This is a genomic window from Flavobacteriales bacterium, from assembly GCA_016704485.1.
GTDB lineage: Bacteria > Bacteroidota > Bacteroidia > Flavobacteriales_F > PHOS-HE28 > PHOS-HE28.
In genome coordinates this window covers 909,094-934,302 of record JADJAA010000001.1, presented here as the reverse complement: position 1 = coordinate 934,302, position 25,209 = coordinate 909,094, and the positions used below count along the sequence as shown (strand labels likewise).

The 25,209-nt window shown below is 52.0% G+C and carries 17 protein-coding genes; 10 read left to right on the top strand and 7 right to left on the bottom strand.

Annotated elements, in window-relative coordinates; translation table 11 throughout:
- Window positions 1-46: 46 nt before the first annotated feature.
- From IPF95_04005 to IPF95_03980, 6 genes are all read left to right on the top strand, one after another.
- On the top strand, window positions 47-394 hold the full coding sequence (locus IPF95_04005; GenBank protein ID MBK6473859.1) for an Hpt domain-containing protein: 348 nt from the start codon (window positions 47-49) through the stop codon (window positions 392-394).
- Window positions 395-457: 63 nt separating this feature from the next.
- On the top strand, window positions 458-1,108 hold the full coding sequence (locus IPF95_04000; GenBank protein ID MBK6473858.1) for a response regulator transcription factor: 651 nt from the start codon (window positions 458-460) through the stop codon (window positions 1,106-1,108).
- A 2-nt stretch (window positions 1,109-1,110) separates the two neighbouring features.
- Window positions 1,111-4,845, top strand: coding sequence for a response regulator (locus tag IPF95_03995; GenBank protein MBK6473857.1), 3,735 nt, complete (start codon window positions 1,111-1,113; stop codon window positions 4,843-4,845).
- Window positions 4,846-5,142: 297 nt separating this feature from the next.
- Window positions 5,143-5,676: a RidA family protein gene (locus IPF95_03990; GenBank protein MBK6473856.1), complete on the top strand. Its 534-nt coding sequence runs from the start codon at window positions 5,143-5,145 to the stop codon at window positions 5,674-5,676.
- A 122-nt stretch (window positions 5,677-5,798) separates the two neighbouring features.
- Window positions 5,799-6,245 (top strand): hypothetical protein, encoded by a 447-nt coding sequence (locus IPF95_03985; GenBank protein ID MBK6473855.1) that lies wholly within the window; start codon window positions 5,799-5,801, stop codon window positions 6,243-6,245.
- Window positions 6,246-6,460: 215 nt separating this feature from the next.
- Window positions 6,461-8,548: a S9 family peptidase gene (locus IPF95_03980; GenBank protein ID MBK6473854.1), complete on the top strand. Its 2,088-nt coding sequence runs from the start codon at window positions 6,461-6,463 to the stop codon at window positions 8,546-8,548.
- Window positions 8,549-8,587: 39 nt separating this feature from the next.
- Here the strand turns inward: IPF95_03980 and IPF95_03975 are convergent, their stop codons facing one another.
- From IPF95_03975 to asnS, 6 genes are all read right to left on the bottom strand, one after another.
- On the bottom strand, window positions 8,588-10,171 hold the full coding sequence (locus IPF95_03975) for a T9SS type A sorting domain-containing protein (protein MBK6473853.1): 1,584 nt from the start codon (window positions 10,169-10,171) through the stop codon (window positions 8,588-8,590).
- Between the two features lie 238 nt (window positions 10,172-10,409).
- On the bottom strand, window positions 10,410-11,459 hold the full coding sequence (locus IPF95_03970) for a hypothetical protein (GenBank protein MBK6473852.1): 1,050 nt from the start codon (window positions 11,457-11,459) through the stop codon (window positions 10,410-10,412).
- 631 nt (window positions 11,460-12,090) lie between these two features.
- A complete protein-coding gene (locus IPF95_03965) occupies window positions 12,091-14,157 on the bottom strand; it encodes a hypothetical protein (GenBank protein ID MBK6473851.1) in 2,067 nt (688 codons plus the stop codon).
- 46 nt (window positions 14,158-14,203) lie between these two features.
- On the bottom strand, window positions 14,204-16,129 hold the full coding sequence (locus IPF95_03960) for a tetratricopeptide repeat protein (protein MBK6473850.1): 1,926 nt from the start codon (window positions 16,127-16,129) through the stop codon (window positions 14,204-14,206).
- 552 nt (window positions 16,130-16,681) lie between these two features.
- Complete coding sequence (locus tag IPF95_03955) at window positions 16,682-17,032, bottom strand: hypothetical protein (GenBank protein MBK6473849.1); 351 nt, start codon at window positions 17,030-17,032, stop codon at window positions 16,682-16,684.
- Window positions 17,033-17,081: 49 nt separating this feature from the next.
- The gene (asnS, locus tag IPF95_03950; GenBank protein ID MBK6473848.1) at window positions 17,082-18,533 is read right to left on the bottom strand and encodes an asparagine--tRNA ligase; all 1,452 of its coding nucleotides are present in this window, start codon (window positions 18,531-18,533) and stop codon (window positions 17,082-17,084) included.
- Window positions 18,534-18,889: 356 nt separating this feature from the next.
- On the opposite strand from asnS, the gene IPF95_03945 reads away from it, so the two are divergent.
- The 4 genes from IPF95_03945 to IPF95_03930 all read left to right on the top strand — a co-directional run bounded on the left by IPF95_03945 (window position 18,890) and on the right by IPF95_03930 (window position 23,218).
- A complete protein-coding gene (locus IPF95_03945) occupies window positions 18,890-19,288 on the top strand; it encodes a hypothetical protein (protein MBK6473847.1) in 399 nt (132 codons plus the stop codon).
- Between the two features lie 40 nt (window positions 19,289-19,328).
- Entirely contained in the window at window positions 19,329-19,796 is a 468-nt protein-coding gene (locus tag IPF95_03940; protein MBK6473846.1) for a T9SS type A sorting domain-containing protein, read from the top strand.
- A 4-nt stretch (window positions 19,797-19,800) separates the two neighbouring features.
- Window positions 19,801-22,473: a tail fiber domain-containing protein gene (locus IPF95_03935; GenBank protein MBK6473845.1), complete on the top strand. Its 2,673-nt coding sequence runs from the start codon at window positions 19,801-19,803 to the stop codon at window positions 22,471-22,473.
- A gap of 85 nt (window positions 22,474-22,558) precedes the next feature.
- Window positions 22,559-23,218: a response regulator transcription factor gene (locus IPF95_03930; protein MBK6473844.1), complete on the top strand. Its 660-nt coding sequence runs from the start codon at window positions 22,559-22,561 to the stop codon at window positions 23,216-23,218.
- A gap of 14 nt (window positions 23,219-23,232) precedes the next feature.
- Here IPF95_03930 and IPF95_03925 read toward each other — a convergent pair whose 3' ends face one another.
- Window positions 23,233-25,077 (bottom strand): hypothetical protein, encoded by a 1,845-nt coding sequence (locus IPF95_03925; GenBank protein MBK6473843.1) that lies wholly within the window; start codon window positions 25,075-25,077, stop codon window positions 23,233-23,235.
- Window positions 25,078-25,209: the final 132 nt, after the last annotated feature.

Sequence of the window (25,209 nt, the reverse complement as noted above, 5' to 3'; positions counted from 1 at the left end):
CATCTAGATTAGTATACAGTTCAGTAACAAAACAGATCAGTTCAGCATGTCCGATCCCGTGATCGACCTTACAACACTTTGTCGTCTATTCAAGAATGACCGTAACAGGATCCAGGAATGGATCACACTTTATCTTGCCGAAACCCCAGCTTATTTCCAGCAGATCATGGAAGGAGCCGCAACGAATGATGCCGAACAAGTACTTAGGGCTTTGCATGACCTGCGTCCCATGGCACATTACCTGGGTGCGCCGCACATGTTGGTGCTTTGCGATGCGATCAAGGAGCTGAGCTCCGCATCGGACCCACAGGCTTTTCAGGAAAGCATCGCTGAATTGCTTTCCCATGCCCAGAGTATAGAAGTTGCGCTCAACGCTGAATTGAACAACCGGTGATCGACCCAACAAGAACAGGTAGTTCTACGAGGTGCTGAACTGGTTCTTGGCACCGACCTTTGCATGATGATCCGATTGGCACTTACAGATGATCAGTTGCTCTTTCGCCGGGGCATGGCATTATTGCTTCGCGACATGGCCGGTGTGCAAGTGGTACTTGATTGCGCCAATGGCGAAGAGCTTCTCGCAGGGTTGAAGAATGAATCGGTGGACATTGTTCTGCTCGATCTGCAAATGCCCGTAATGGATGGCGTAGAAACAATGCAACGGGTACGCAAGGATTTTCCGGATGTGAAGGTGATCGTCCTCAGTAGTCATGATGAAGAGCAATACATCCTGCACTTGATGGAGCTCGGCGCTAATGGTTACTTGTTGAAGGACACCGAACCGGACGTGATCGATACCGCGATCCGTTCCGTTGCGCAGAGCGGATACTATTTCAGCGATGCTCTGAACAAGTTGGATCTACATGGACTGGTGAAGAAGCGAAAGCTCACCCCAACGTTCAATGACATCGATCCATTGAGCGAACGCGAGCTTGACGTCCTGCGCGGTATCTGCAAGGAGTTCACTACGGCGGAGATCGCGGAGAAGATCTTCATAAGTCCGCGCACGGTGGATTTCCACCGGAACAATCTGTTGTTGAAGACCGGCGCGCGCAATGCGGCGGGTCTGGTCGTATACGCAATGAGCAAAGGCCTTTTTGCACCGTGATCATGAGGGTGCTGCGCATGGTCCTGTTGGTAATGCTCGGTGTATCACACTTTGCGCAAGCACAATGGGATACCCTTGCATTGCCCTTCCGTTCCATCACCATTGAAGATGGCCTTTCGCAAGGCATGGTGAATACGATCATCCAAGATCGCTACGGCTTTATGTGGTTCGGAACAAAGGATGGACTGAACCGATACGATGGTTATCATTTCGAAGTATTCCGTAATGATCCTGAGGACAGTACAACGTTGACCGACAATAACGTACACCTGCTCTTCGAGGATCGCAATGGTCGCTTGTGGGTCGGCACGGACCGTGGGCTCGATCTCTTCGATCGGAAAACAGATTCATTCCATCACGTGTTGCACGACCTTGCGCCCGGAGACGGATCGCCGCACCAGATCGTGCAGGACCGCAACGGTAGCTTATGGTTTTCGCGCAACGATGGTCTTTTGCGGGTGGACTTCGGGGCGACCGCGAACGAGACCGTGCAAGCCCCAAAGGTGACGGCGGTAACCCGCGTGCTGAATAGATCCTGCTGGGTGACCATGGATCGAAGCGGCACGATCTGGTTGAGCGAATTGGACGGCGTCAGCTACCGCATCGATCCAAGTCGTGCGGGTGCGTTACGCATGGACACGGTCAGACTCGACCAACCACTGGGCAGTACGCGACGGGGGCGTTCACTGTTGGATCTGACCGGTATGATCGTTGTGGAGGACACGATCAAGAACGTGGTTTATGGATTACACAAATTCGGTATCGTGCGTTTGGATCCGCTTACGGGTTCAGTGCGGAGTATTGTTACATACAAGGCTCCATATGGCGACATGCGAACGGGCCTAGCCTCCGTCGACTCACGCGGCAGGATCTGGATCTGCGCCTATCCGGGCACATTCCTATTCGACCCAAGCACTTCGCGTATGCACCGTGTGCTACCAATGGATCCCAACCTGATGCATCGTTCAGCTGTAGTGCAGATGAATTACCGCGATCGCAACGGACTGCTTTGGATCGGCACTTCGGGCTATGGATTAATGACCCATGATCCACGCACTGAGCGCTTTCATACCGTTTCCGGAATGAGCTGCCACGCCATGGTGCCTGTACTGCACGGTCGTGTGAACATAGATCGCTCGGACCACTTCTTGGCCGAGTACGATCCAGCGACCGGCACTTGGCCCTTGTTGCTTCCATTCAGCGAATACTTGACCCGACCGGAACTCCGCGTACAGAGCGTGGCAATGGGATCCGCAGTGATGGATCCGAAGGGACTGTATTGGCGGGACTATGCCGGATTGGTCAGCTATGCACGTGACAAGGATGCCATCGTGCGCTATCCGCGCGATCCGGCTGCGGTCGCTGAATTTCCCACGGAGTACTGGTGCTCGCCGCTCCTGCTCGAAGGTGACAGCAACATCTGGTTCGGCAGCGTTCATACGTTCGGGCGTTTCGATAGGCGAACGAATACATACACTTACTGGAACCTTCCGCCTGGATTAAAGAATGCCGGGACTTCGCAGATCGTCCAAGTGATCCATCGAGCAAATGATGGTACGTTCTGGTTGGGCACTATCGCTGGTCTGCTTCATTTCGATCGTCGATCGGGTGGATGGGCACACTTCGTTCATGATGCCGCAGATGCACATTCGATCTCATCGGATGTGATATTTTCCATTCTGGCGGACAAGGACGAAGCTAATTTGTTGTGGGTCGGCACCAATGGTGGCGGGTTGAACAAGTTCGATACCAGATCCGGAAAAGCCGAGCACATCACCACCAAGCAGGGCTTGCCCAACGATGTGGTCTATGGCGTGTTGAATGATGAGGCCGGAAACCTGTGGATGAGCACTAACAAAGGACTCTCGCGCTACACACCGGGGACCGGAGATTTTCGCAATTACGATGCAAGCGATGGTTTGCAGAGTGATGAGTTCAACCGATACGCGTACTGCAAGATGCCGGATGGCACGCTTTATTTTGGTGGGGTCCAGGGCTTCAATCATTTCCGGCCCGAGGAGCTGGAAGAGGATACGCTGACAGCACCGCTCCGCATCACTGGTATAAAACTTATAAATAAACGGGTGGACTTCCGAGAAGCTGGATCGCCACTCACCGCACCAACCTATTTGAGCGAAGGGATACGCATTCCGTACAGCGCGAACATGATCACGTTCGAGTTCGCTACCATGGAATTCGCAGCACCAATGGACCACCAATATCAGTATAGGCTCGAAGGCTTCGACACGAATTGGATAATGGCCGGTACGGATCGCAACGCCGTATACACCAACCTCGATCCGGGTAATTACACCTTCCAGGTCCGCGGCGATAATCGTGATGGTGTGTGGGATACTGAAGGCACTTCGTTCAAGCTGATCGTTTTATCGCCATGGTGGCGCACATGGTGGTTCTATGCGCTCTGCGTTCTTGCACTTGGTGGCGCGGTGCTGGCTTACTTGCGCATGTTGCGACAACAACGGAACCGTTTGGAAAGTACCGTTATGGAACGGACATCGGAACTCAGTGCGGCCAAAGAACGTGCAGAACAAAGTGAACGCGTGAAGCAACAATTCTTGGCCAACATGAGCCATGAGATCCGCACGCCGATGAACGCGATCGTGGGCATGAGCAATGCCTTGCGCAGAGATGCTCCCACCGATCCCATAACCCGGCAGAGCTATGTGGATGCCATTGCGCAAAGCAGCGAGAATTTATTGGGTATCGTGAATGAGATCTTGGACCTGAGCAAGATCGAGGCCGGTCGATTGGACCTTGAAAAAGTGCGCATGGAACCGCGTGCGATCGCAATGAGCGTTGTGGACGTTATGCGCCACCGTGCAGAAGAAAAGCACCTGAATTTGGACGTGAGCGTTGCGAAGAACTTACCCAAACAGGTGGTCGGTGATGCAACACGCTTACGCCAAGTGCTGATGAATTTAGTCGGCAACGCAATCAAGTTCACGGAGCATGGAAGCGTTCGTATCAACTTGGACATACAAGAACAATTGACCGATGCGGTCATGCTGCGCTGTTCGATCACAGACACGGGTATCGGTATTTCAGAGGAACGCTTGGCGCGCGTTTTTGATGAATTCACGCAAGCCGAAAGTGATCACACCAGACGTTTCGGTGGAACGGGATTGGGCCTTACGATCTGCAAACGTTTAGTAGAAATGCAGGGCGGAACCATCAGCGCTGTAAGTGAAGTGGGCAAGGGAAGCACATTCTCATTCACCATTCCTTATGCGATCACGGATGCGAATAAGGAGGGTGTACGGGCCGATGATCATCGGCCCCCGCCAACAACCAATACACCACCACTTAATGATCTCCGAATACTACTCGTAGAAGACAACAAGCTCAACGTAATGGTAGCGCGAGTTGAACTGGAGAACGCCTTAGACGATGTCCATATCGATGTCGCAACCAACGGCCAACATGCATTGGATCTCCTGGATGTGAATACATACGACGTGATCCTGATGGATGTCCAAATGCCCATCATGGACGGCTACGAAGCTACACGCGCAATAAGAAAACTCTCTGGAGAAAAGTCCCGCATCCCCATCCTCGCCATGACCGCCAACGTCATGCAGGCCGAGGTACAGCAATGCATGGATGCGGGAATGGATGGCTTTATTCCCAAGCCGTTCAAGCAAGATGAGCTGGTAGCGGCGATCGAAGTGGCGATCAGAAGCTCAGACACTTCGACTACGCTCGGTGCGGGCAATTAGAAAAGTCATTCCGGGCCTGTCATCCCGTGCTACGACACGGGGACCGGAACAGATAATAGCTACTTAGTGGTGATCGATCCCGGCACGTATGGGACTCGTCGGAAGCGGCATTTCTCCCCTCTCTTCGGGCGCTGTTCGAGCGAAGCCGAGAACGAGGGGCCGGGAGTGAGGGCGCATTCATTTTTCTGATCAACAGAAAAACTAGTAGTTCTACCAGTAGATCAATCAATAGGATGACGAACCTTCGGTGCGTTTAAAACGATAACTCGATCACGTTCCATTTCTAAAACCTGAACAATGAAACACTTCATCAATAAGAACATAAGCTTGGCCTCAACGGTCATCGCCGCACTTGCATTTCTATTCCTCTTCACGGGTTGGAGTACGATCGCATCCACAAGCGAGCCGAACCCACTCGAAAGCGAAGTAGTGGTTGATGAAAAACCGGAATGGTTCAATCTACGGCCCGAAGTAGAGAAGGCTTACGGTTACACGCATGCCGTACGCATTGGCAATTCGATCACCATCAGTGGAGCAGTGAGCATGGATGACGAAGGCAACCCGACAGCAGTGGGCGACCTGGCACAACAAATGAAGAACTGCTATGCGGATCTGGACAAGGTGCTGAAGCATTACGGTTGCACGTTCGATGATGTGATCGCGGAGAATGTTTTCACAACGAACATGGCCAGCTTCTTGGAAAATGCCGCATACAGAAGTGAGATCTACCCCAAGCAATTCCCAGCAGGATCCTGGTTGGAAGTAAAAGGACTTGCCGTACCGGAGTTTATGATCGAGATCGAGTTGGAAGTACATAAACCAAGTAAGTAGAACGATTCGCAAAACAGGTATTTATACCTGTTCGCACTTCAATGGATCGACCAAGATTTGCAGTCAGGGATAAACACACTCTCCCTGTAACGATTTCCACCAACTCTCAAAACCAAGAACCAATGAAGTATTTGAAAACAGTACTATTATCCGCAGCAACGCTCGCACTAAGTTTCACTAGCTCAACAGTTGTAGCGCAGGACGCACCGGCTGTAAAATACATTGCACAGACCACTAGCGAATTTGTGATGCCCGATGGTGTTACACGAGAAGAAGTACAAAAGACCTTCCAGGAGTATTTTGATAAGGTCATTTCGAAAAGCACGATCGTGAAGCATTACAACATGTACATACACGCATGGGGTTCACTGGGTGCTTCTTATGTCACTACGTTGGAATTCGATAGCTGGGCGGATATGGATAAGTTCGGCGACGAATTCGATAAGTTGGAGAAAGCCGCATGGCCGGATGAAGCCGTACGCAAGGCATTCTTGAAGAAATTGGGCAGTTATAGCAACCCCCATCATCGTGATGAGATCTTTACGGTGATGACCACCATGCGGAAATAAGGCGTTCACAGGTTTCTATTAAGCAACGAGGGTGAAGTGCTGTAGCGGCACACTTGATAGAAAACCGAAATGCGAAACCCCACCTACGGAGACTCTTCCGCCGGGTGGGGTTTTTGCGTTGTTCCTGGCGATCCTTGCATGTCGCACGACGCGTATCTTGGCGCTCAGATCAGGTTTGAACATTACGTGTTCTTAGGATTCAAAAAGACAATTCCATGAAACCAATGCTCCGTTCCGTCAGTTCCGTAATTGCATTTAGTGCGCTGCTTTCCGCTACCGCCCAAACCACACCCTTCACATACCAGGACATGCTGATGCTAGATCGCATCGGCGGTGTCGCGGTGGATCCAACAGGGCATTACGCGGCGTTCAATGTGCGCGCCACCGATATGGAGAACAACAAAGGTGTTTCCACATTCTGGTTGAAGGACCTTATGAAACCGGCAGTTCCAGAAGTGAAATTGGGTGTAAGTGAAGGCGGTGCATTTGATGCATCATGGTCGCAGGATGGCAAGCAGCTCTACTTTTTAAGTGGCCGTGGTGAAGGGGGCACAACACAACTTTGGAAGACCGATGTCAGCGGCGCGAAGGCCGAACAAGTAACACGACTTCCATTGGACATTGCCGCGTACCGGATCACACCGGATGGGAAAGGCATTGTCGTTTCGTTAGCGATCGATGAAGCGTGCAAGGATGATGCGATCACGTGTACTGTTACCAAGAACAAAGCACGTGCTGCGGATAAGTCATCGGGAATGGTGTACACGAAATTGTTCGTGCGGCATTGGGATACGTGGGCCGATGGAACACGCAACCACTTGTACTACGTGCCAATGGATGGCAGTACACCACCCGTTGCGCTGATGCCCGGCTTCGATGGCGACGTTCCGTCGAAGCCATGGGGTGGTGCAGAGGACTTTTTCATTTCGCCGGATTCAAGGACGGTTTATTTCGCTGCGCGCTTTGCTGGAACAACCGAGCCGTGGAGCACCAACTTCGATATCTTCAGTGTGCCAATTACCGGTGGGAAGAACATGAACTTGACCGAAGCGAACCCGGCATGGGATGCCACGCCTGTCGTATCGCCCGACGGAAAGACACTTGCGTACAAGGCCATGAAGCGTCCGGGTTTCGAAGCTGATCGGTTCGAGATCCAGTTGCGCGATATTGCCTCGGGGAAAGTAACACCGCTTGCTTCGAATTGGGATCGCAGCGTAGATGGAATGCAATGGAGCACCGATGGAAAAAGCTTGTACGTGATCGCTGGTGATGTGGGCACGACACGGTTGTTCAAGGTCGATGTGAAAACGGGTGCCGTTACTCCTCAAAGTACGGGTGGTCATTTCGATGCAGTGCACCAAACACCGACCGGATTCGTTTTCCAGAAGAGTGGCTTGAATAGCCCTACACAGATCTACGCGGCAGCTCCCAAAGCCAAGATGATCGATGAAGGAGCAACGACATTAACGAACGTGAATGCAAGTTTGAAGAACAAGGAGTTCGGAGCCTTCGAGCAATTCAATTTCAAAGGATGGAATGAAGAAACGGTGCACGGCTATGTGATCAAACCAACAGGTTATGTCGAAGGCAAAAAGTACCCGGTAGCATTCTTGATCCATGGCGGACCACAAGGCAGTTTCGGTGATGGTTGGAGTTTCCGCTGGAACCCACAGACCTACGCTGGTGAAGGGTATGCAGTGGTCATGATCGACTTCCACGGATCAACAGGTTATGGCCAAGCGTTCACCGATGCGATCTCCGATCATTGGGGCGACCGTCCGTTGGAGGACCTGCAAAAAGGGTGGGCACATGCGTTGAAAACCTATTCGTTCTTGGATGGTGATCGCGCTGGTGCATTGGGTGCATCCTACGGCGGATTCATGGTGAATTGGATCGCCGGCAATTGGAAAGCACCGTGGAAATGTTTGGTAACACACAACGGAGTTTTCGATACACGTTCAATGGCCTATACCACGGAAGAATTCTGGTTCTCGCAATGGGAATCCGGCGGAGCGGACGTGTACGAGAACCCAGCGAAGTACGATGAATTCAATCCTGCGCTACACGTGAAAGTTTGGTCGGTGCCCATGTTGGTGATCCACTCGGACAAGGACTATCGCATACCGTTGGCGCAAGGCATCGGCGTGTTCTCTGCACTTCAGGCAAAGAATGTCGAATCAGAATTCCTACGCTTCCCGGATGAGAATCATTGGGTGCTGAAACCACAGAATAGCATGCAGTGGCACAAGACCGTCTTTGATTGGTTGGATGCGCATTGTAAAGATCAAACGATCAGAAAATAGGATGATCGTTTGACGCGCGTCCTGCCGGGCTGAAGAGAATTAGTTCTTAACGATACGGGTCGTCCAACGATGTTCGGTACCACGCAGATCGAGTTCATAAAGACCTTCAGGAAGTTGCTCAAGGTCCACGTTGATGCGGTGTTCGCCTTCCGCGAATGATCTGCCTGAGATAGCTTGTTGCACGATGCGACCTTGTGCATCCAACAGGCGAAGAGCGATCTTGTCTTCGTGTTGTAAGGTAAAAGTAACCATGATGTTCTGATCAGTTGGGTTCGGGAAGGCACTAAGCAACGAACGAACTTGATCGGGTTCCACGGATGTACTTATATCCTTCAGGTATTTACGCAACACGATGTGGTTATTTCCATCCACTCTTGCCCAACCTGCACCAAGGATCTTATCGTTGCTGAAAAGTGCTAACTGAACGCAATCTGCATCTCCATCGTCGGTAGTACTCACGTTGGACCCGGTCATGTTGAAGGTTAGATCATAGCTACCGTCGGCATTCAATCGCGACACGACCCAGTTCCTACCTTGCATGGCATTACCGAAAGAGCCAGCTACGAGGATCTTACCATCGCTGTCAACAAGAATATCATTGACAACATCGCTATAGGGTGTCGTGGTATTGAGGAAAACGCTACCATCAGTGCCGAATGAGTTATCGACAAGGCCATCTGCTGTGTAGCGCGAGATCATTTGTTCTGACCTATCGCCTATGCGCACACCCCCCAGAAGCACATTTCCGTTAGGGGTGATCGCAATAGCGTAAGCTAGATTAGTGTTGCTTTCCGCAGTATTCAGCGTAACTCCGTTGCTCGCACCGAAGTCGTTCGTTATGCTACCATCGGGGTTGATCGAGAACAGTAGCATCTTTCTTTCTGAGGAACCGATCAGGCTTGCATAGCCAGCGAGCAACAGATTGCCGTTCCCGTCCAATTTGCCAGCAAGGGCGTGTGCCCGGCTGGTACCTGTATAAGGCAAAGAGGACCCATCGCCTTCAAGTGTACTATCCAACGTGCCGTCTTCCAGGTAGCGTTCGTGAAGGATCTCAGGATACAGGCTCGGGCCGGTTTGTCCTACCATCATGATCTTTCCATCTGGCTGTGCGATCACAACATGACCTTGCTCACCATCTTCTGTTTGGTGTACGCTACGGATAAGAAATCCGGAACCATCATTGAATGAACCATCTAAGTTTCCATTGGCCAAGAACCGAGCGATGAATATGTCTGAAGTGGTGTTAGCCACATCGCTATACGCCGTTCCACAAACGAGGATCCTGCCTTGAACGTCCAAAGCAATTGAAGACGCGATCTCGTTACCATCTCCAAAACTGTGGATGATCGCGCCGTTGTTTCCGAAGCTTGGGTCCGTTGTACCATCTTCGTTGAAACGAAGAAGAGCAAGGTCCCAGGTAGTGCCATTAAAAGATCGTGCAGCCACCAAGATCGTCTGGTCCGGCTGCACCAATACACACGTGGCTCGGTCATCCAACCCGCTGGCCAAGTGTGGCACCACCACAGTGCCGCCGTCGCCAAAGTTGGTATCCAGATAGCCGGGCTGCGCCAATACTGTTGAATAACTAGCGCAGAAAATAAGTAGGGAGAGTATCTGTTTCATGGTGGGCAATGGAGTTAGCATGGTTGCTTTTCGTATCGAAAGTAATCTATGGACTTCAGGTAGCAAGGTATTTTTTCGTCTGCGAAGTACCGTCGGTCATTGCCCTGCTACAATACCACTTTAGTAGTACGCCATAGAAAACAAGTAGTGTTCGTGCCGACTATTTCTCCTTTCCGTCAAACCTTTTCTGTGGCTGAGTCTAAAGAAATGTGTTGTCCTCTCGCGCCTTGCATCTGGATCACTCCGCCCCCATCTGTTCGGTCTCCATTCTGGCGCGCATCTCGTTCTTCATACGCACGTCCAGCTCTGCGGCGTAGTCCTTGCCCCATTTGTTCCCGAATTCGGTGGTGGCGCGCTCGGCGCACTCCCGGGCCTTGGGCAGGTCACCCAGCACTTCGTTCGCCACGGCGATGTTGTAGCAGGCCTTGCCGCGCAACTTCACCTCGGGATCAGTGAGCATGGACTCCCAGATGTGCATCGCAGATTGCCAGTCGTTGCGGCCGATGTGGACGTTCGCATCGCTCAGGCGTCGATCACCGCCCGTGTAGAGCTTGCGCCTAACCGTGGCCGAGGTGGGCGCGAAGCGCTCGGCGTAGCGCTTGGCGGCGCCCAAGGCCATTCCCTCCACCACTAACTGCTTGTCCGGCATGCCTTGCTTGGCAAGCTGCTTGGTGCGGTCCACATATTCATCATGGGCCACGGACTTGTCATAAAACATATCGGTGATGGTCTTCGCACGGCCATCGTACACGCGCCAACCGTACCTCACCGTGGTCTTGCGCTTGGCCTGGAACTCCACCTTGGGTGGACCGCTCGGCTTCCCGTTGCTGTTAATGTTCTGTACGGTGCGTTCCTGCACGTCAATGTTCACGTCGGTATCCAACGCTTCCAGCGCCACTAGTATGTCGGCCTCGTTCCGGGAGCACACCTGGATGATGGTATCCCAGGACAAGGGTTCGGGAAGTACACCTGTACCGGATCCGACGAAGCGGCCCGGTTCGATCACCACATCAAAGCGGCCAAGGGGGAGCAACGCTTCCTTCAGCACGGTATTCATGCGCTGGCCCAGGTCCCGGTCCATCCCTGATTCGCGGCTGGCCATGCTCTCGAAGGCATTGGAGAACCCGCTCCTGGGCGCAGTGCGGTCCATCAGCACCATGCGGCTGGCCATGGTGGGCACCGCTATTTCCGCGGGCATCTGCACGGAGATGTCGCGCCCGGTGGTGCAGGCGGTGAAAAGGATCGGGAAAAGGACGAGGGAAAAAAGGAAGTGGGATACAGTGCGCATGGTTGTTTGTGGGTTGGTGGATCAGCGGGATACGGTTGTTCGTAAAGCGATACCGAAAGGCAACAAACCGGTCGGGATCGGATCGCGGGCGCAAGTGGCGCAGAGAAAGGAGAGCAGGGCGAGTGACTTAATGATAGTGAGGGCTAAAACCCAGAAGACGGAAGGGTCAGGCTCGTTGCCTTCAGAACGATGGATACGAACATACAAACCAGCGATAGGAAGTTGCGAGGAGAGAGAGACAGGAAGGTATGGTCTTTTCATCGCAGAAAAATGTAAGGATGGTGATCAGTGAAAAAAGCTAGAGAGAATGTGAGAAAGGAATTCATCGGTAAGGATCGAACGCATTCGCATTCTATCTTTCTTTCCACAAAACCTTTTCTGTGGCTGCGTCTAAAGACATGTGATGACCTGCTGTCCTGCGTATCCGAAATAATACGAACTGAGTATATCGAGTTGTTGTTGAGGACAGCGCATGTTTTAGTGCACCGGAATATCACTCGGGTGAAATTGCTGCCTAAGGGAATCTTACTTCTTATGATCATTCGTGGGTTCCTGTGGTTGCGACTGTGAGATTTCTTCTACCTATCAGTGTCCTCTGTGCTTGGACTCACAAATGCTGCCTAGCTGGAATTCAGATCCTTTTCACGAAGTACATTTCCATTTCTCCCTTCCCCTTGGTCTGCACTTTTCCACGGGAGGTGAATGATAGACCCGGCTCGTCCTTCACCAATTCATGGGTCGCTTCACTAATGTTCACTTGCCCAACTTCCCCTGATGATTCCATGCGGCTTGCCGTGTTCACCGTATCGCCCCAGATGTCGTATTGGAACTTCTTCACGCCCACTATACCGGCAACGACGGGGCCGGTGTGGATGCCCACGCGCATGGCGAATGCCTGTAATCCTTGCTGATGCCGAGCATATTCCCGTTTGCCGATGAAAGCTTGCATTTCCAAGGCGGCGTGGACAACATCGATCACAGATGACGACCTTGGTTCAGGCAGGCCGCCTGCGCACATGTATGCATCTCCGATGGTCTTGATCTTTTCGATACCGTACTTAGTGATGATGTCATCGAATACCTTGAAGCAGGAGTTCAGTTCCTCCAACAGCGCTTGGGGGCTGAGTTTCTCACTGGCTTCCGTAAAGCCTTTGAAGTCCGTGAATAAGATAGTGACGTTGTCGTGCTGTTTCGCCTCGGCGGCACCGTGCTCCTTCAATTCCAGCATCACCTCCTCGGGCAAGATGTTCAAAAGCAGCTCGTCCGATCGTTTACGGGCCAGGTCAAGTTCCGCGTTGCGGTGTGAAAGCTCTACGGTCCGCAGTGTCACTTTGTATTCCAATGTGCGGTTGTGTTCCGTTATGATCCGTTCGTTCTCCATGAAAGCATGTAGGGCCTGAGCTTGCGCTAATTCCTTGTCTTTCCGGATAGCACTAATACGGTAACCGATGGCCACGGAGAACAGAAGCACCTGGAAGGCCATGGCCATTTGCGTGGCAATAGCGGCATTACCCGCTCGGACGTAATACAGGGTAGCAAAGGTCTGGTAGAGCACAGCGACCAAATATGGCAGGGTCGATAACAGAAATAGCCGTGCTTGAATGCTTCCCTTAGCAGCTATGAGTATCTGAAGTACCGCGGACAACAGTATGTACGCCATAACCGTCGAGTCAGTCAGCGTATTCAAGGGGTGGAACAGTAGGGAGGGTATCAAGCTGGAAATGGCTTGGAGGATGGTATAGAGGATCGCAACGATGAGCAACAGCCTGTATAGGCGGGGGAAATGAAGTTGTGGACCGATGTAGTAATACATCAGTCCGAAGCTGCCCCATACCAACATCAGTACACTTACTAGGATCAGCATGTTGGTACTTATGGTATGGCCCTGGAACACGATGACACCGATCACGTCCTGAGTCACCCCATAGTAAAGAAGCAAGCCCACGAGGAATACGATGAAGGCGAGATAAGCACGATCCCGCATCGTAAAATAAAGGACGAGGTTGTACACGATCAGGAGCAACATCAATCCTGCGAAAAGTCCCTGCCAATAGTTCGCATGCGCCATCCGACCGGACATCTTCAGCGCGCCGTGCAAGCCGAAATACGGATAGTATCCTCTCGACCCTACGGTCGTGCGGATGAATATCGTATCTGAAGCGCCGGCCGCGATCCGGATCAAAAGGGAGTGCGTCCTGGCGAATATCGGTCCCCGGTTTGGAAAGAGGTTTCCGCTGACCTCTGTCCGCTCTTCCTCAGGACCAAGTGTCTGATACGTCACCACCGTATCGCACGGCGGCAGGGAAAAATAAAGGAGGGCCTCCTGGTCCCGGTCATTGAAGAGGACCAACCGTTGCCAGATCGAGGTGTTGGAAAGGTTCTTCAAACTGTCCCGGACCTGGATTAAGTACCGCCAGTTTGCACTCGTTGATGCGGCCCGGACCGAGGGAAGGTCCATAGGGATGTTCGGCTCGGTCCAGACCTGTACGTAAGAGTCAACTTCCTTCAGCCTTTTATTGTTCAGTGTGAATCGGCGATCGTGGACGGACTCTGTGCTCACCGGCCTTGCGGTCTCCACAACATTTGGAAATCTGTTGATGGTACTGAATGCTGAATCACTCGTTGGTTTCCCGTCTACGGAACATAACCGCAGAAAGACCATTAGCGTGATCAAAATGCGGAATTCTGTAATCTTCATGACTAAGGAAAAGCAGATATATTTCCGAATAAGGACATCCTCCGTTTCAGATCCTTTTCACGAAGTACATTTCCATTTCTCCCTTCCCCTTGGTCTGCACTTTTCCACGGGAGGTGAATGATAGACCCGGCTCGTCCTTCACCAATTCATGGGTCGCTTCACTAATGTTCACTTGCCCAACTTCCCCTGATGATTCCATGCGGCTTGCCGTGTTCACCGTATCGCCCCAGATGTCGTATTGGAATTTCTTCACGCCCACGATACCTGCTACCACTGGTCCGGTGTGAATGCCGATACGGACCTCGAAGAAGGGCAGCCCAGCCGCGATCTTGCGTGCCTTTTCTTTGGCCACGAAGTCGCGCATTTCCAAAGCAGCTTGTACCACATCGCTGGCGTGTGTGGCGTTGGGTGTGGGCAAGCCTCCGGCGGCCATATAGGCATCACCGAAGGTTTTTATCTTCTCAATGCCGTATTCTCCGGTTATACGATCAAAACCGCTGAAGCATTCATTGAGATCCTTTACCAATTCGCGTGGACTGAGTATTTCGCTGAGCGCGGTGAAGCCTTTGAAGTCGGTGAAGAGCACGGTGACCAGATCGATCTGCACGGCAGCGGCCTCGCCTTTGGCCTTGAGTTCTGCGGCAACTTCTGCGGGCAGGATGTTGAGCAAAAGTCCTTCGCTGATGTCTTTTTCTTTTTGGATAGCCGCACGCGATCTTCGTGTTTCGCGAAGCCTATGTCCGAGGCCTCCTGCGAATACCAACAAGCCGATACCTGAAAGTAACAATAGATCTCTACGGTTCTTTTCTTTGGTCAGGATCGTTAGGTTCTCCGATCGGGTTTGTTCTTTTTCGGCTTCATTGGACAAGCTGTCGGCGAGCTGTGTCTTTTCGAACGTGTAGTTCATCTCTACGCGCGTCATCTCGCGTGTGTTCTCCTTGCTTATGAGCGAATCGCGCAGTACGATGTGTTGTTTGAAGACCTGAAAAGCCTTCTCAGTATTACCTAAGTCCGTGTATGCCATGGACAGCTCCTTATACGCAGCCGCCTCATCTGCCAGGTCATCGTCCACCTTGGCCATTTCCGCCGCTTCTTTCAGCAATGGGATGGCCTTATTTGCATTGCCCATTGCGATGTGGGTGGCCCCTTCGCCGATCTTATTCTGGATGAGGGTGTAGGACGATCGGGTGAGCGTTGCGGCCTGAGAGAAGCTGGCGAGAGCCTCCGGGTAGCGGAGCAATTCGCGCTGTGTGTTGCCCATGTCATTGAGTATACGGGAGGCCGATTGCATGTCGCCGTCCTTCAAGGACAACGCAAGGGATTCTTCCAAGAATTGAAGCGCGATCACATGGTCCCCTTTCATATTATGGACTATGCCCATTTGTGCCAAGGCATTGCGAATGCGAGGGTTTCGCGTTGCACGCATCAGGACTATGGCCTTTTCCAATGGAATGATCGCTTGATCCGGTTGCTGCACATCAACATAGATGGCAGATAGGTTAACATAGCCGTGCGAAAGAGTTGCTGTATCCATTATATCCTCGGCAAGTCGTATCCCTTTCATGCAATGGGTAATAGCTTGTGGATAATAGCCCTGAAGGTGGTAGCTCAACCCTATGGAAAGCTCGGCTTCGGATTCTTGGGTCGTATTCGTGAGTGTATGGTGGTGGTCACGTACTGCCTCCAAATAGTAACGCGCGCTATCATAAGCTCCGACCATGCCATGCAATTTTCCAAGCATTCCTTTGGCTAGCATAATGCGTTCGGTGGCTTTGATCCGCGTGCAGAAGCGAACAAGTTCGCGGGCAGTTACCAGCGCACTGTCTTCCATACCCATTCCGGCGAATCCTTTGACGAGGTTTCCCAAAGCCTGAGCACGCAATGAGTCGGGTGCCAAAGTGTTCGATGCTGCATACTTCAAGCTGTCCAACCCATTGGGTTGGGCTTGAACGGTCCCGGAGAACAGTACCATCTGCACCAGGACACACGTGAATACTAAATGCTGTAGAAGCCTTGGCCAATGCTGTTGACGGTTTTTTATTGAAAGGGGGAGCATCTTTGCTTGGTGGGTGCTTGGTCCATTCAAATTGTTCGAACCTTGCCACGAACACAAATGGACGACCTTCTACTGCCCTGTACAATACCCACTAATGGGTATAGGATAGCAACGTGTCAAAACCGTTGTGGATCACGTTCTGTTTTTATATCTCTTTGTATTGAATGGCTTGGACCGCATCGAACTCCAAGCCGACCGCACGTGCGCGTTGGATGTTCTCACTACCGTATTCGCTGCGCAGTTCAACGCGTTGGTTCTCATCGCTCATTATGCTAACGCATAGTTGGGTGGACTGCACTATGAACCATCAACTGCTAGTGACGGATGTTTGTAAGACTGATCGTGCTTCATTCGCAATGATCAAGGTATGCTAGGTCGCCTGCCAGTCGTAATTCCGGAAGTTGCCCGCCACGCTATGTAGCAGCACTAAAGCAGGTCTGCAATGGTGGAATCGGACAGGGCCGTCCACTACTTCGCCGCCTCCATCATTGCCTTCACGGTCTTCGGCGCACTGCCAACGAAGATCTCATTTCCGATAACGATCACGGGGCGTTTCAAGAAGGTGTACTCTTCCAAGATGTACTTGCGGAAGTCCTTCTCGGTCAGCTTCATCTCATTGAGCCCCATGCTCCGGTACTTCATGGCGATCTTGCTGAACAGTGCCTCATAGCTTCCTGCCATGGATCGTAGTTCGTCCAGTTGATCGCCGGTGATGGGCTGCGTTTTGATCTCTTGCAGCTCGAAGCGCTTCAGCTTCGGGATCTCCGCGAGAATGCGCTTACAGGTGCCACAATTAGCTAGATGGTAGATCTTCATGATGAGTTATAACAAAGCTACCCTTGGTTCTGTTCGCGGATGAATGAGCAATTTAGAACTCCGCACTCCCCGGCGTTCTCGGAAAAGGGATCACATCCCGGATATTCCCCATACCCGTTACGAACAAAACAAAGCGCTCCAAGCCAAGTCCAAAGCCAGCGTGCGGCACTGTTCCAAAGCGACGCGTGTCCAGATACCAATCGAGTTCATCGGCGGGTACATTCATGTCCTTCATGCGGGCTTCCAACACGTCTAGTCGTTCTTCTCGTTGGCTGCCACCGATGATCTCACCGATGCCGGGGAAGAGCACATCCATGGCAGCGACGGTCTTACCATTTTCGCTGTACCCGAAGTCGCCGGGCGCATTGGTGCGCATGTAGAAGGCTTTGATCTTCGCGGGGTAGCCCGTTACGATCACCGGCTTTTTGAAATGCTTTTCTACCAAGTAACGTTCGTGTTCGCTTTGTAGATCGATGCCCCATTCCACCGGGAATTGGAACTGCTTTTTCTGGTACGGTTTGCTGCGCAGGAGAATATTGATCGCATCGTCGTACGTGATCCGCTCGAATGGATTTTCCAACACGAATTGTAAACGCTCGATCAGCCCCATATCGCTTCGTTGCGCTTGGGGCTTGGTTGCTTCCTCTTCTTTCAAACGTGCATCGAGGAATTGCAGATCGTCAATGCTGTTCTTGAGCACACGCGCGATCAAATGTTTGCACAAGCCTTCTGCCAGGTCCATGTCTCCTTTTAGGTCCATGAATGCGGCTTCTGGTTCGATCATCCAGAACTCGGCAAGGTGGCGTGTGGTGTTGCTGTTCTCTGCACGGAATGTTGGTCCGAAGGTGTACACTTTGCCTAATGCAAGCGCAGCGAGTTCAGCTTGCAATTGGCCGCTGACGGTAAGCCGACTTTCAGCACCGAAGAAGTCTTCTTTGAAATTCACTTCACCTGCGTCATTCAATGGCGGTGTCTTTGGATCGAGCACACTTACGCGGAACATTTCCCCAGCACCTTCGGCATCGCTGGCGGTAATGATCGGGCTGTGGAAATAGTTGTATCCCTCGCGATCGAAATACTCGTGTATCCCAAAACTTACTTGGTGCCGCATACGGAAAATGGCGCTGTACGTATTGGTACGGAAACGCAGATGCGCATTCTCGCGCAAGAATTCCAGCGAGTGTTTTTTCGGTTGGATCGGATACTTGGTCGCATCGCTATCACCCAACACCTCGACCGAGGTCACTTTCATTTCTACGCGTTGGCCGCTGCCTTGCGATGCGATCAACTCTCCGGTACACTTCACAGCGGCGCTTGTGGTAAAACGAGCGCGTGTATTTTCATCCACTTCATCTTGGTTGATGACGCATTGCAGATTCAGGATCGTACTCCCATCATTCAACGCAATGAACCGATCATTTCGGAAGGTGCGTATCCAACCCGCAACGGTTACGTGTTGGCCCGTTAGTACTTCGTTCTCGAGGACTTCTTTTATGGAATGCATAGTGATCGGAAGATCAGAAATTAGTTGATCAGACCAGTGCGCTGACCTGCGGTGTATTTTAATGGTCCGCAAAGATGCACAGACAACCTCGAATGTGCTTAGATGAATTCTCCACGGACGAGCCACATCGATCCGTTCGGGCGGTGTTCCAAGGCATGGAGATCCTTCGGATCACCATCAATTCGTTAGGACCACCAATCGCCAGATCATACCTGGCCTGTCATCCCGAGCTACGACAAGGGGACCGGAACACCTATCCCTATCCATCAATACCCCCCTAACCCTAATGTGGTATAGGTTGGCATGATCGAGTACCCGTGCTTTGTTCGAGCAAAAGACCCCTGTTGCGAACCGCCATGTGCCAAGCCCGCACCTATCTCCCGGTAGACCGGATCCGCTCGATCATAATGGTTGTTCTTATCATGTGCGGCGGCTGTGTTTGTGCTCAGGATCTGAGCAACATCAAGGACCAGAAGCCGGTGCAGTTCAGCGGAAGCGCTACGGTGCAAGGTGGGCCATACTTCTATTCGGGTGATGAACAACCGCGTAACCTTCCTTGGTTCTGGAATGCGAGTTGCATGACTGGCAAGTGCTGTCCAGCTTTTCGGTGGGTTCGCAACAGCGCAATTTCAGCTCGCACCAGTGTGCATTTCATCATGTCCATCAACAGTTTTGAAAAGATGGTTCAAGGAGCGACGCATACTACCAACGTGTTATTGTTTACCCTTTTTGATCTCAGTTACTTCGTTCTATGAAAGGGTATCATCCTCTCCAGCTCGCCAAACCACAAAGAACATGATCAAGCCCCCGCTTCTACTTTTCTTGTTCGCACCTTGCTTTGCCTATGGCCAAATGACCATAGGTAGCGCGGGCGGTGAACTCAACAGTTCGACCAACCGCATCGAATACAACATCGGTGAACCGGTCGTGGGGACGGTTGGTTCCGGGTCGAATACACTCACACAAGGATTCGAACAACCTTGGGCCGATGTCGAAGTAGGCATCAGTACCGCAGCTCCCGAAGCAGCGATCAATGTCTACCCGAACCCTACGCGCCAAGACCTGAACATTCAGTTGCCAAGCAACGCGCATCACAACTACACAGTATATGATGCAGCCGGGAAACTCATACTTTATGGCAACTTGAACAACAGCCTCACCACACTCGATGTTGCGAACCTGAAAAGTGGCAACTACAACCTGATCGTAGACGATACGATCGACCTCAGCAGACAAACATTTCGCATTATAATAACGCTTTGAACTCATGAAAAATCTCTTCCTCACCTTAGCGGGTTTCGTACTCGCTGCAACGTTGTTCGGGCAAGCGCCACAGCGCATGAATTACCAAGCCGTATTGCGCGATGCGAACGGCGTACCACAAGCAAATACCGCTGGCACACTTGGATTGGAAGTTCGGCAGAACACTTCAACAGGTCTTGTGGTCTACAGCGAAGTACACAACATAACAACTACAACGATCGGCCTTGCGCAAGTAGCACTAGGTGGCGGCACAGTGATCACCGGCAACTTCGCGAACATCGATTGGAGCGCTGGTCCATACTTCGTGAAAACATCGTTGAACGGAACTGCAATGGGTACCGCAGAATTACTGAGTGTGCCTTATGCATTGTACGCTGAGAACGGCGGTACGCCCGGCCCTGCGGGACCAACGGGGGCACAAGGTCCTGCTGGCACACCAGGTGCAACTGGCGCACAAGGTCCTGCTGGTCCAGCCGGCGCGCAAGGCGTTCCGGGATCTACTGGTGCCGATGGTACTGGAGTAACGATCTTAGGGTCATTCACCAACATCAACCAATTGCCTGCAACGGGTGGTGTTGGCGATGCATGGTTAGTGAACGGCGACCTATTTGTATGGAGTAGCAACACGAATAGTTGGCAAAATGTGGGTTCCATCCAAGGTCCCGCCGGCCCGGCTGGAGCAACGGGAGCAACTGGTCCGCAAGGCGCAGTCGGACCACAAGGGAATAACGGAGCCATAGGAGCAACTGGTCCACAAGGAACACCGGGCACACCGGGCGCTACAGGCGCAACGGGTCCACAGGGCCCCATCGGTCTAACTGGTCCGCAAGGTACCCCAGGTACACCGGGTACGAATGGCGCAGTCGGTGCAACAGGCCCTCAGGGTAACACAGGTGCACAAGGCCCACAAGGAACACCGGGTACCGATGGCGCCACCGGGGCAACAGGCCCACAAGGCACAACAGGTCTGCCTGGAACGCCGGGTACTAATGGCACGGACGGCGACGATGGCCTAGATGGGAAGACCGTGCTCAATGGGGCCATCAATCCCGCACCAGGCACTGGCGCTAATGGAGACTTCTACATCAACACAGCCACGAATTTCTTGTATGGACCGAAGACGGCAGGAGCTTGGGGAGCAGGCGTTTCGCTAGTCGGTCCCACCGGCCCTTCAGGTGGTGGAAGCGGCTGGGCACTTCTAGGTAATACAGGCACTACGCCAACTACCAACTTCGTTGGCACCACGGATATACAATCCTTGGCCTTCAGAGTAGGAAATATTCCGTCTGGTCTCCTTAGTGTCGATACCACAAGCGGAACAACCGCACTTGGCAATATGGCTTTACGGGCTAACACCACCGGGCCTCTCAACAGTGCCTTCGGCTGTCAAGCCCTTCGAAACAATACGGACGGGTACTGGAACACCGCAGTTGGTTACCAATCCCTCTACAAGAACACATCTGCAAATGGGAACACCGCAATGGGTACCGGTAGCATGTACAATACCACCACGGGCATTAGCAATGCAGCTTTCGGTTACCGCGCTTTGTACACGAACTCCACCGGCCAACGCAATGTCGCGATAGGTTCTGCAGCACAATACACCACCACAACTGGCTCCAACAATGTGGCTATTGGCTGGAATGCATTACGTGTTAACACGATCGGCAACTCCAACGTGGCCATCGGTATACGAGCGCTCCAACAGAACCTGAATCGAGGCAACCTCGTCGCCATTGGAGACAGTGCACTCTTCAACAATGCCAATGGATTGGCTCCTTACGTTCCAGGAGGCGAGCCGGGAACCAATCCGCCAGCTGGATTCTTCAATACAGCAGTGGGAAGTAAGTCGCTCTATTCCGTTGTTTCCGGGTTCCAGAACACAGCGCTCGGCCACCGAAGCCTATACACCAATCTGGCGAACTACAATACGGCTATAGGAGCGAACGCACTTCAAATCTCCAGCACGGGATCGGGAAACACGGCCGTAGGAAACGAGGCACTCTACCTGAATACCGCCGGGGGTGACAACACCGCCGTAGGTATAGGTGCCATGTTCAGCAATTCAAGCGGCAGTTTCAACACGGCCATTGGGTCCGGGGCTGGTCCGAATGCAGCGACCCGTAGCAACACCACCGCATTGGGTAGCGGGGCTAGCTGCACTGCAGGCAACCAAGTGCGTGTAGGAAATAGCTCTGTATCGACCATCATCGGTGCCGTACCATTCGCCCCCGCAAGTGATGCGCGCTTCAAACGCAATATCCAGGAAGATGTGCATGGCATCGACCTGATCATGAAACTGCGCCCCGTGACCTACAACTTCGATGCACACAAGATGGCGGCATTCCTGAAGGAGGACATGCGCTATGACCAGAATGGGAACGCCGTTCTTCAACCCCCGCACCCGGATATGGTCGCTGCCCGTGACCAAAAAGCCGCGATCCGATTCACCGGTTTCCTTGCTCAGGAAGTGGAAAAGGCTGCGGATGAATTGGGCTATGATTTCAGTGCCGTTGTAAAACCTGTCGACGAGAACGATATGTACGCATTACGGTATTCGGAATTCGTTGTACCTCTAGTAAAAGGCATGCAAGAGCAACAAGCGTTGATCGAATCACAACAAGCAATGATCGAGCAATTGCAAGAGCGGATCGTACGATTGGAACAAGGTCGTTGAGAACGAAATGATGGATGGATGAAGGCTGCCATACCGGGTGGCCTTCGTCCGTTTGATCCATCAGGAATGGATAGGAATTGGATCCATGCTGTACATTGGTGCCATGGGAAAGGGTCCTGTGCGCATCGCGATCGTAGAAGACGACTCCGAATTACGGGAGTTGTTGCGTCGGCGCGTAGAACGTACGGAGGGCATGAAAATGGTGCGGACATTCGTGTCCGGAGATGATTTTCTTGGAGCCTTAACGGACTGCGACGTGAACGTGGTGCTTATGGACATCAACATGCCGGGTACCAATGGCATCGATACGGTGCGTGCCGCGAAGACTGCGCGTCCGGAGATCCAGTTCCTGATGCTTACGATCTTTGAGAACCCGGCATACATCTTTCAAGCACTGTGCGCAGGAGCAACAGGCTACTTATTGAAAAGCACAACGAGCGAGGAGTTGGAAGCGTCAATTCATGATATCCATCAAGGTGGCTCGCCCATGAACAGTACAATTGCAAGATTGGTCGTGAATAGCTTTCAGCAGGAAAGCCAGCAGCGTATCAACGACGAACTGCTCACCGAACGCGAGAAATACATCCTCGATGGTCTGGCGGCTGGAATGATGTATAAAGAGATCGCCGCGAAAGCTGAGATCAGTACGGAAACAGTTCGTGTACACGTGCGCAAGATCTACAGCAAGCTACACGTCAGCTCGCGCATGGAAGCCATCCGGAAAGTATATCCGAAAGGGCATTGAAGAACTGAATTCACTCACGGTAAAGGCAACACCGCCTTGATCCTGGTTCCTTCAGCGTCTGAAGTGAGTGTAAATGTGCCGCCAACACGCTCCGCGCGATCACGCATATTTCCCAATCCATTTCCGTTTCGTGCTGTTGCACTATCAAACCCCTTTCCGTTATCCCTGAACTCCAAAATGAACTGGTCATTTTCTAGCGCAACAGCTAAATGAAGTTCAGAGGCCTTCGCGTATTTCAACGCATTGTTGATCGCCTCCTTCACAATGTGAATTGCATTCCTTCGCCAATCGGGAGGTACGTCGCGGTCCGTCGTGATCGTTGGTTGTTCGAAGTACAATTTGATACCCGTATCATGCAACATCCGCTGGGCATGTTCTTTCGTACGATCGATCAATGAAGAGATCTTGTCGTTGTGCGGATCGGTGTTCCAGACCACATCACTTAGTGTGCTTCCCGTGTTCATTGCAATTCGATCAATGGAAGCCAAAAGTTCTCTCAGTTCTTCCGGGTTCTTAGTGCGCGCGTAATTTGCTTCGCGGCTCAACAGGCTGATCTTGGTCAGCTGGCTACCGAGTTCGTCGTGGATGTCTTGCGCTACATGTGTGCGCACGGCTTGTGTGGAGAGCGCTTTCTCCGTGCGTATAAGATCTTGATGGGTACTTATCAATTCCTCATTTTTCACGTGTAACATTCTCGCGCTTGCGCGGCTGCGTCTGGCACCATTCCAGAGCAAGGCAGCAATAGCGGCAAGTAGCAACGCTCCAAGCACCGCGAACAGGCGTTGGTTCTTTACTTTGTCATGTTCCAACCGGGTCAAAGCGTCTTTCTGTTCTTGCTCGTAACGCATGCGCGTCTCGGTCAGTTCCTGGGCTTTGGCAATATCCATATCGGCAACCAGTGCATTCATTGCTTTGGTGCCCATATCAAATGCATTTTTGGTACCACCAAGTCCTGCTAAGCACAGACTTTGCAATTGATGGATGTAGGTAAGTTCATAGTTGTTCTCCATGGCTGTGGAAATGGAGTCCGCTATGTGCAGATCTGCTAGCGCTGCGTCATATTCATGTTGAAAGAATCGCACCTTGCCACGCATGCCGTAGAAATGGGCGATGGAAACGGGGCTTTGACCTTGGACAAGTTGCTCTGCTTTGGCAATATAGTAGGCGGCTGAGTCCATGGTGCTTTCGTCCATGTGATACTCAGCCATGGCCAATAAGCTATTGGAAGTATTTCCTGGGTTGTCGTTCGGGGTGGCTATAGCAAGGCGTTGATAATATTTTGCACTATCCGTTAAGTTCAGGTCTTTGCACAATACGGCGATCCCATCATACGCATTGCTAAGGTCCGGCCCGGGTGGGAGTTGCTCCAATAACCGAACTGCTTTCAACGTGATGTTGTACGCGCGTCGGTTCTCGCCCATTCCGCGATAGCAGTAACCTTGGTAATTCATCGCGGCGGCTTGCGTCGCTGTATCGCCCATTCGTGTTGCTATCTGTTCCAATTTCAATGCGTGCGAGATACTTTCTGGATAACGTGAGGCGAAATAATTCGCCATGCTCAGCAGTTTTTCATTCATCATCCGGTGTGGATCAAGTGTTCCATCGGGAAGAGTTCGTGCCATAGCCTCAGCGAGCGCTTCGGAGCGTTCAGCCCAAGCAAGAGAACTATCTAGCTCTTGTTCCTTGAACCATGCCCGCGCAGTAATGTTGATCAGCCTTAAACAGGCCGTGTCCTGCATGTTGTTCTTGGCTGAACAGGTTCGCGCAAGAGCGGAGAGGCTGTCTGCAACGGTACTTTGAGCTTGCGAATAAGCCGCTACGAATAGCAGATACAGCAAGGCAGAGATGCGATAGTTCATAGGGTAAGTGCCGAAAGTATGGAGCACAAAGAAAGACACGCTAGCAGGCAATGTAAATAACACATGGGTAGTATGGTCCAACTATCATCAGCTGTCCCATGTTCCATGATCGCGAAATTCTAAGAACCGATC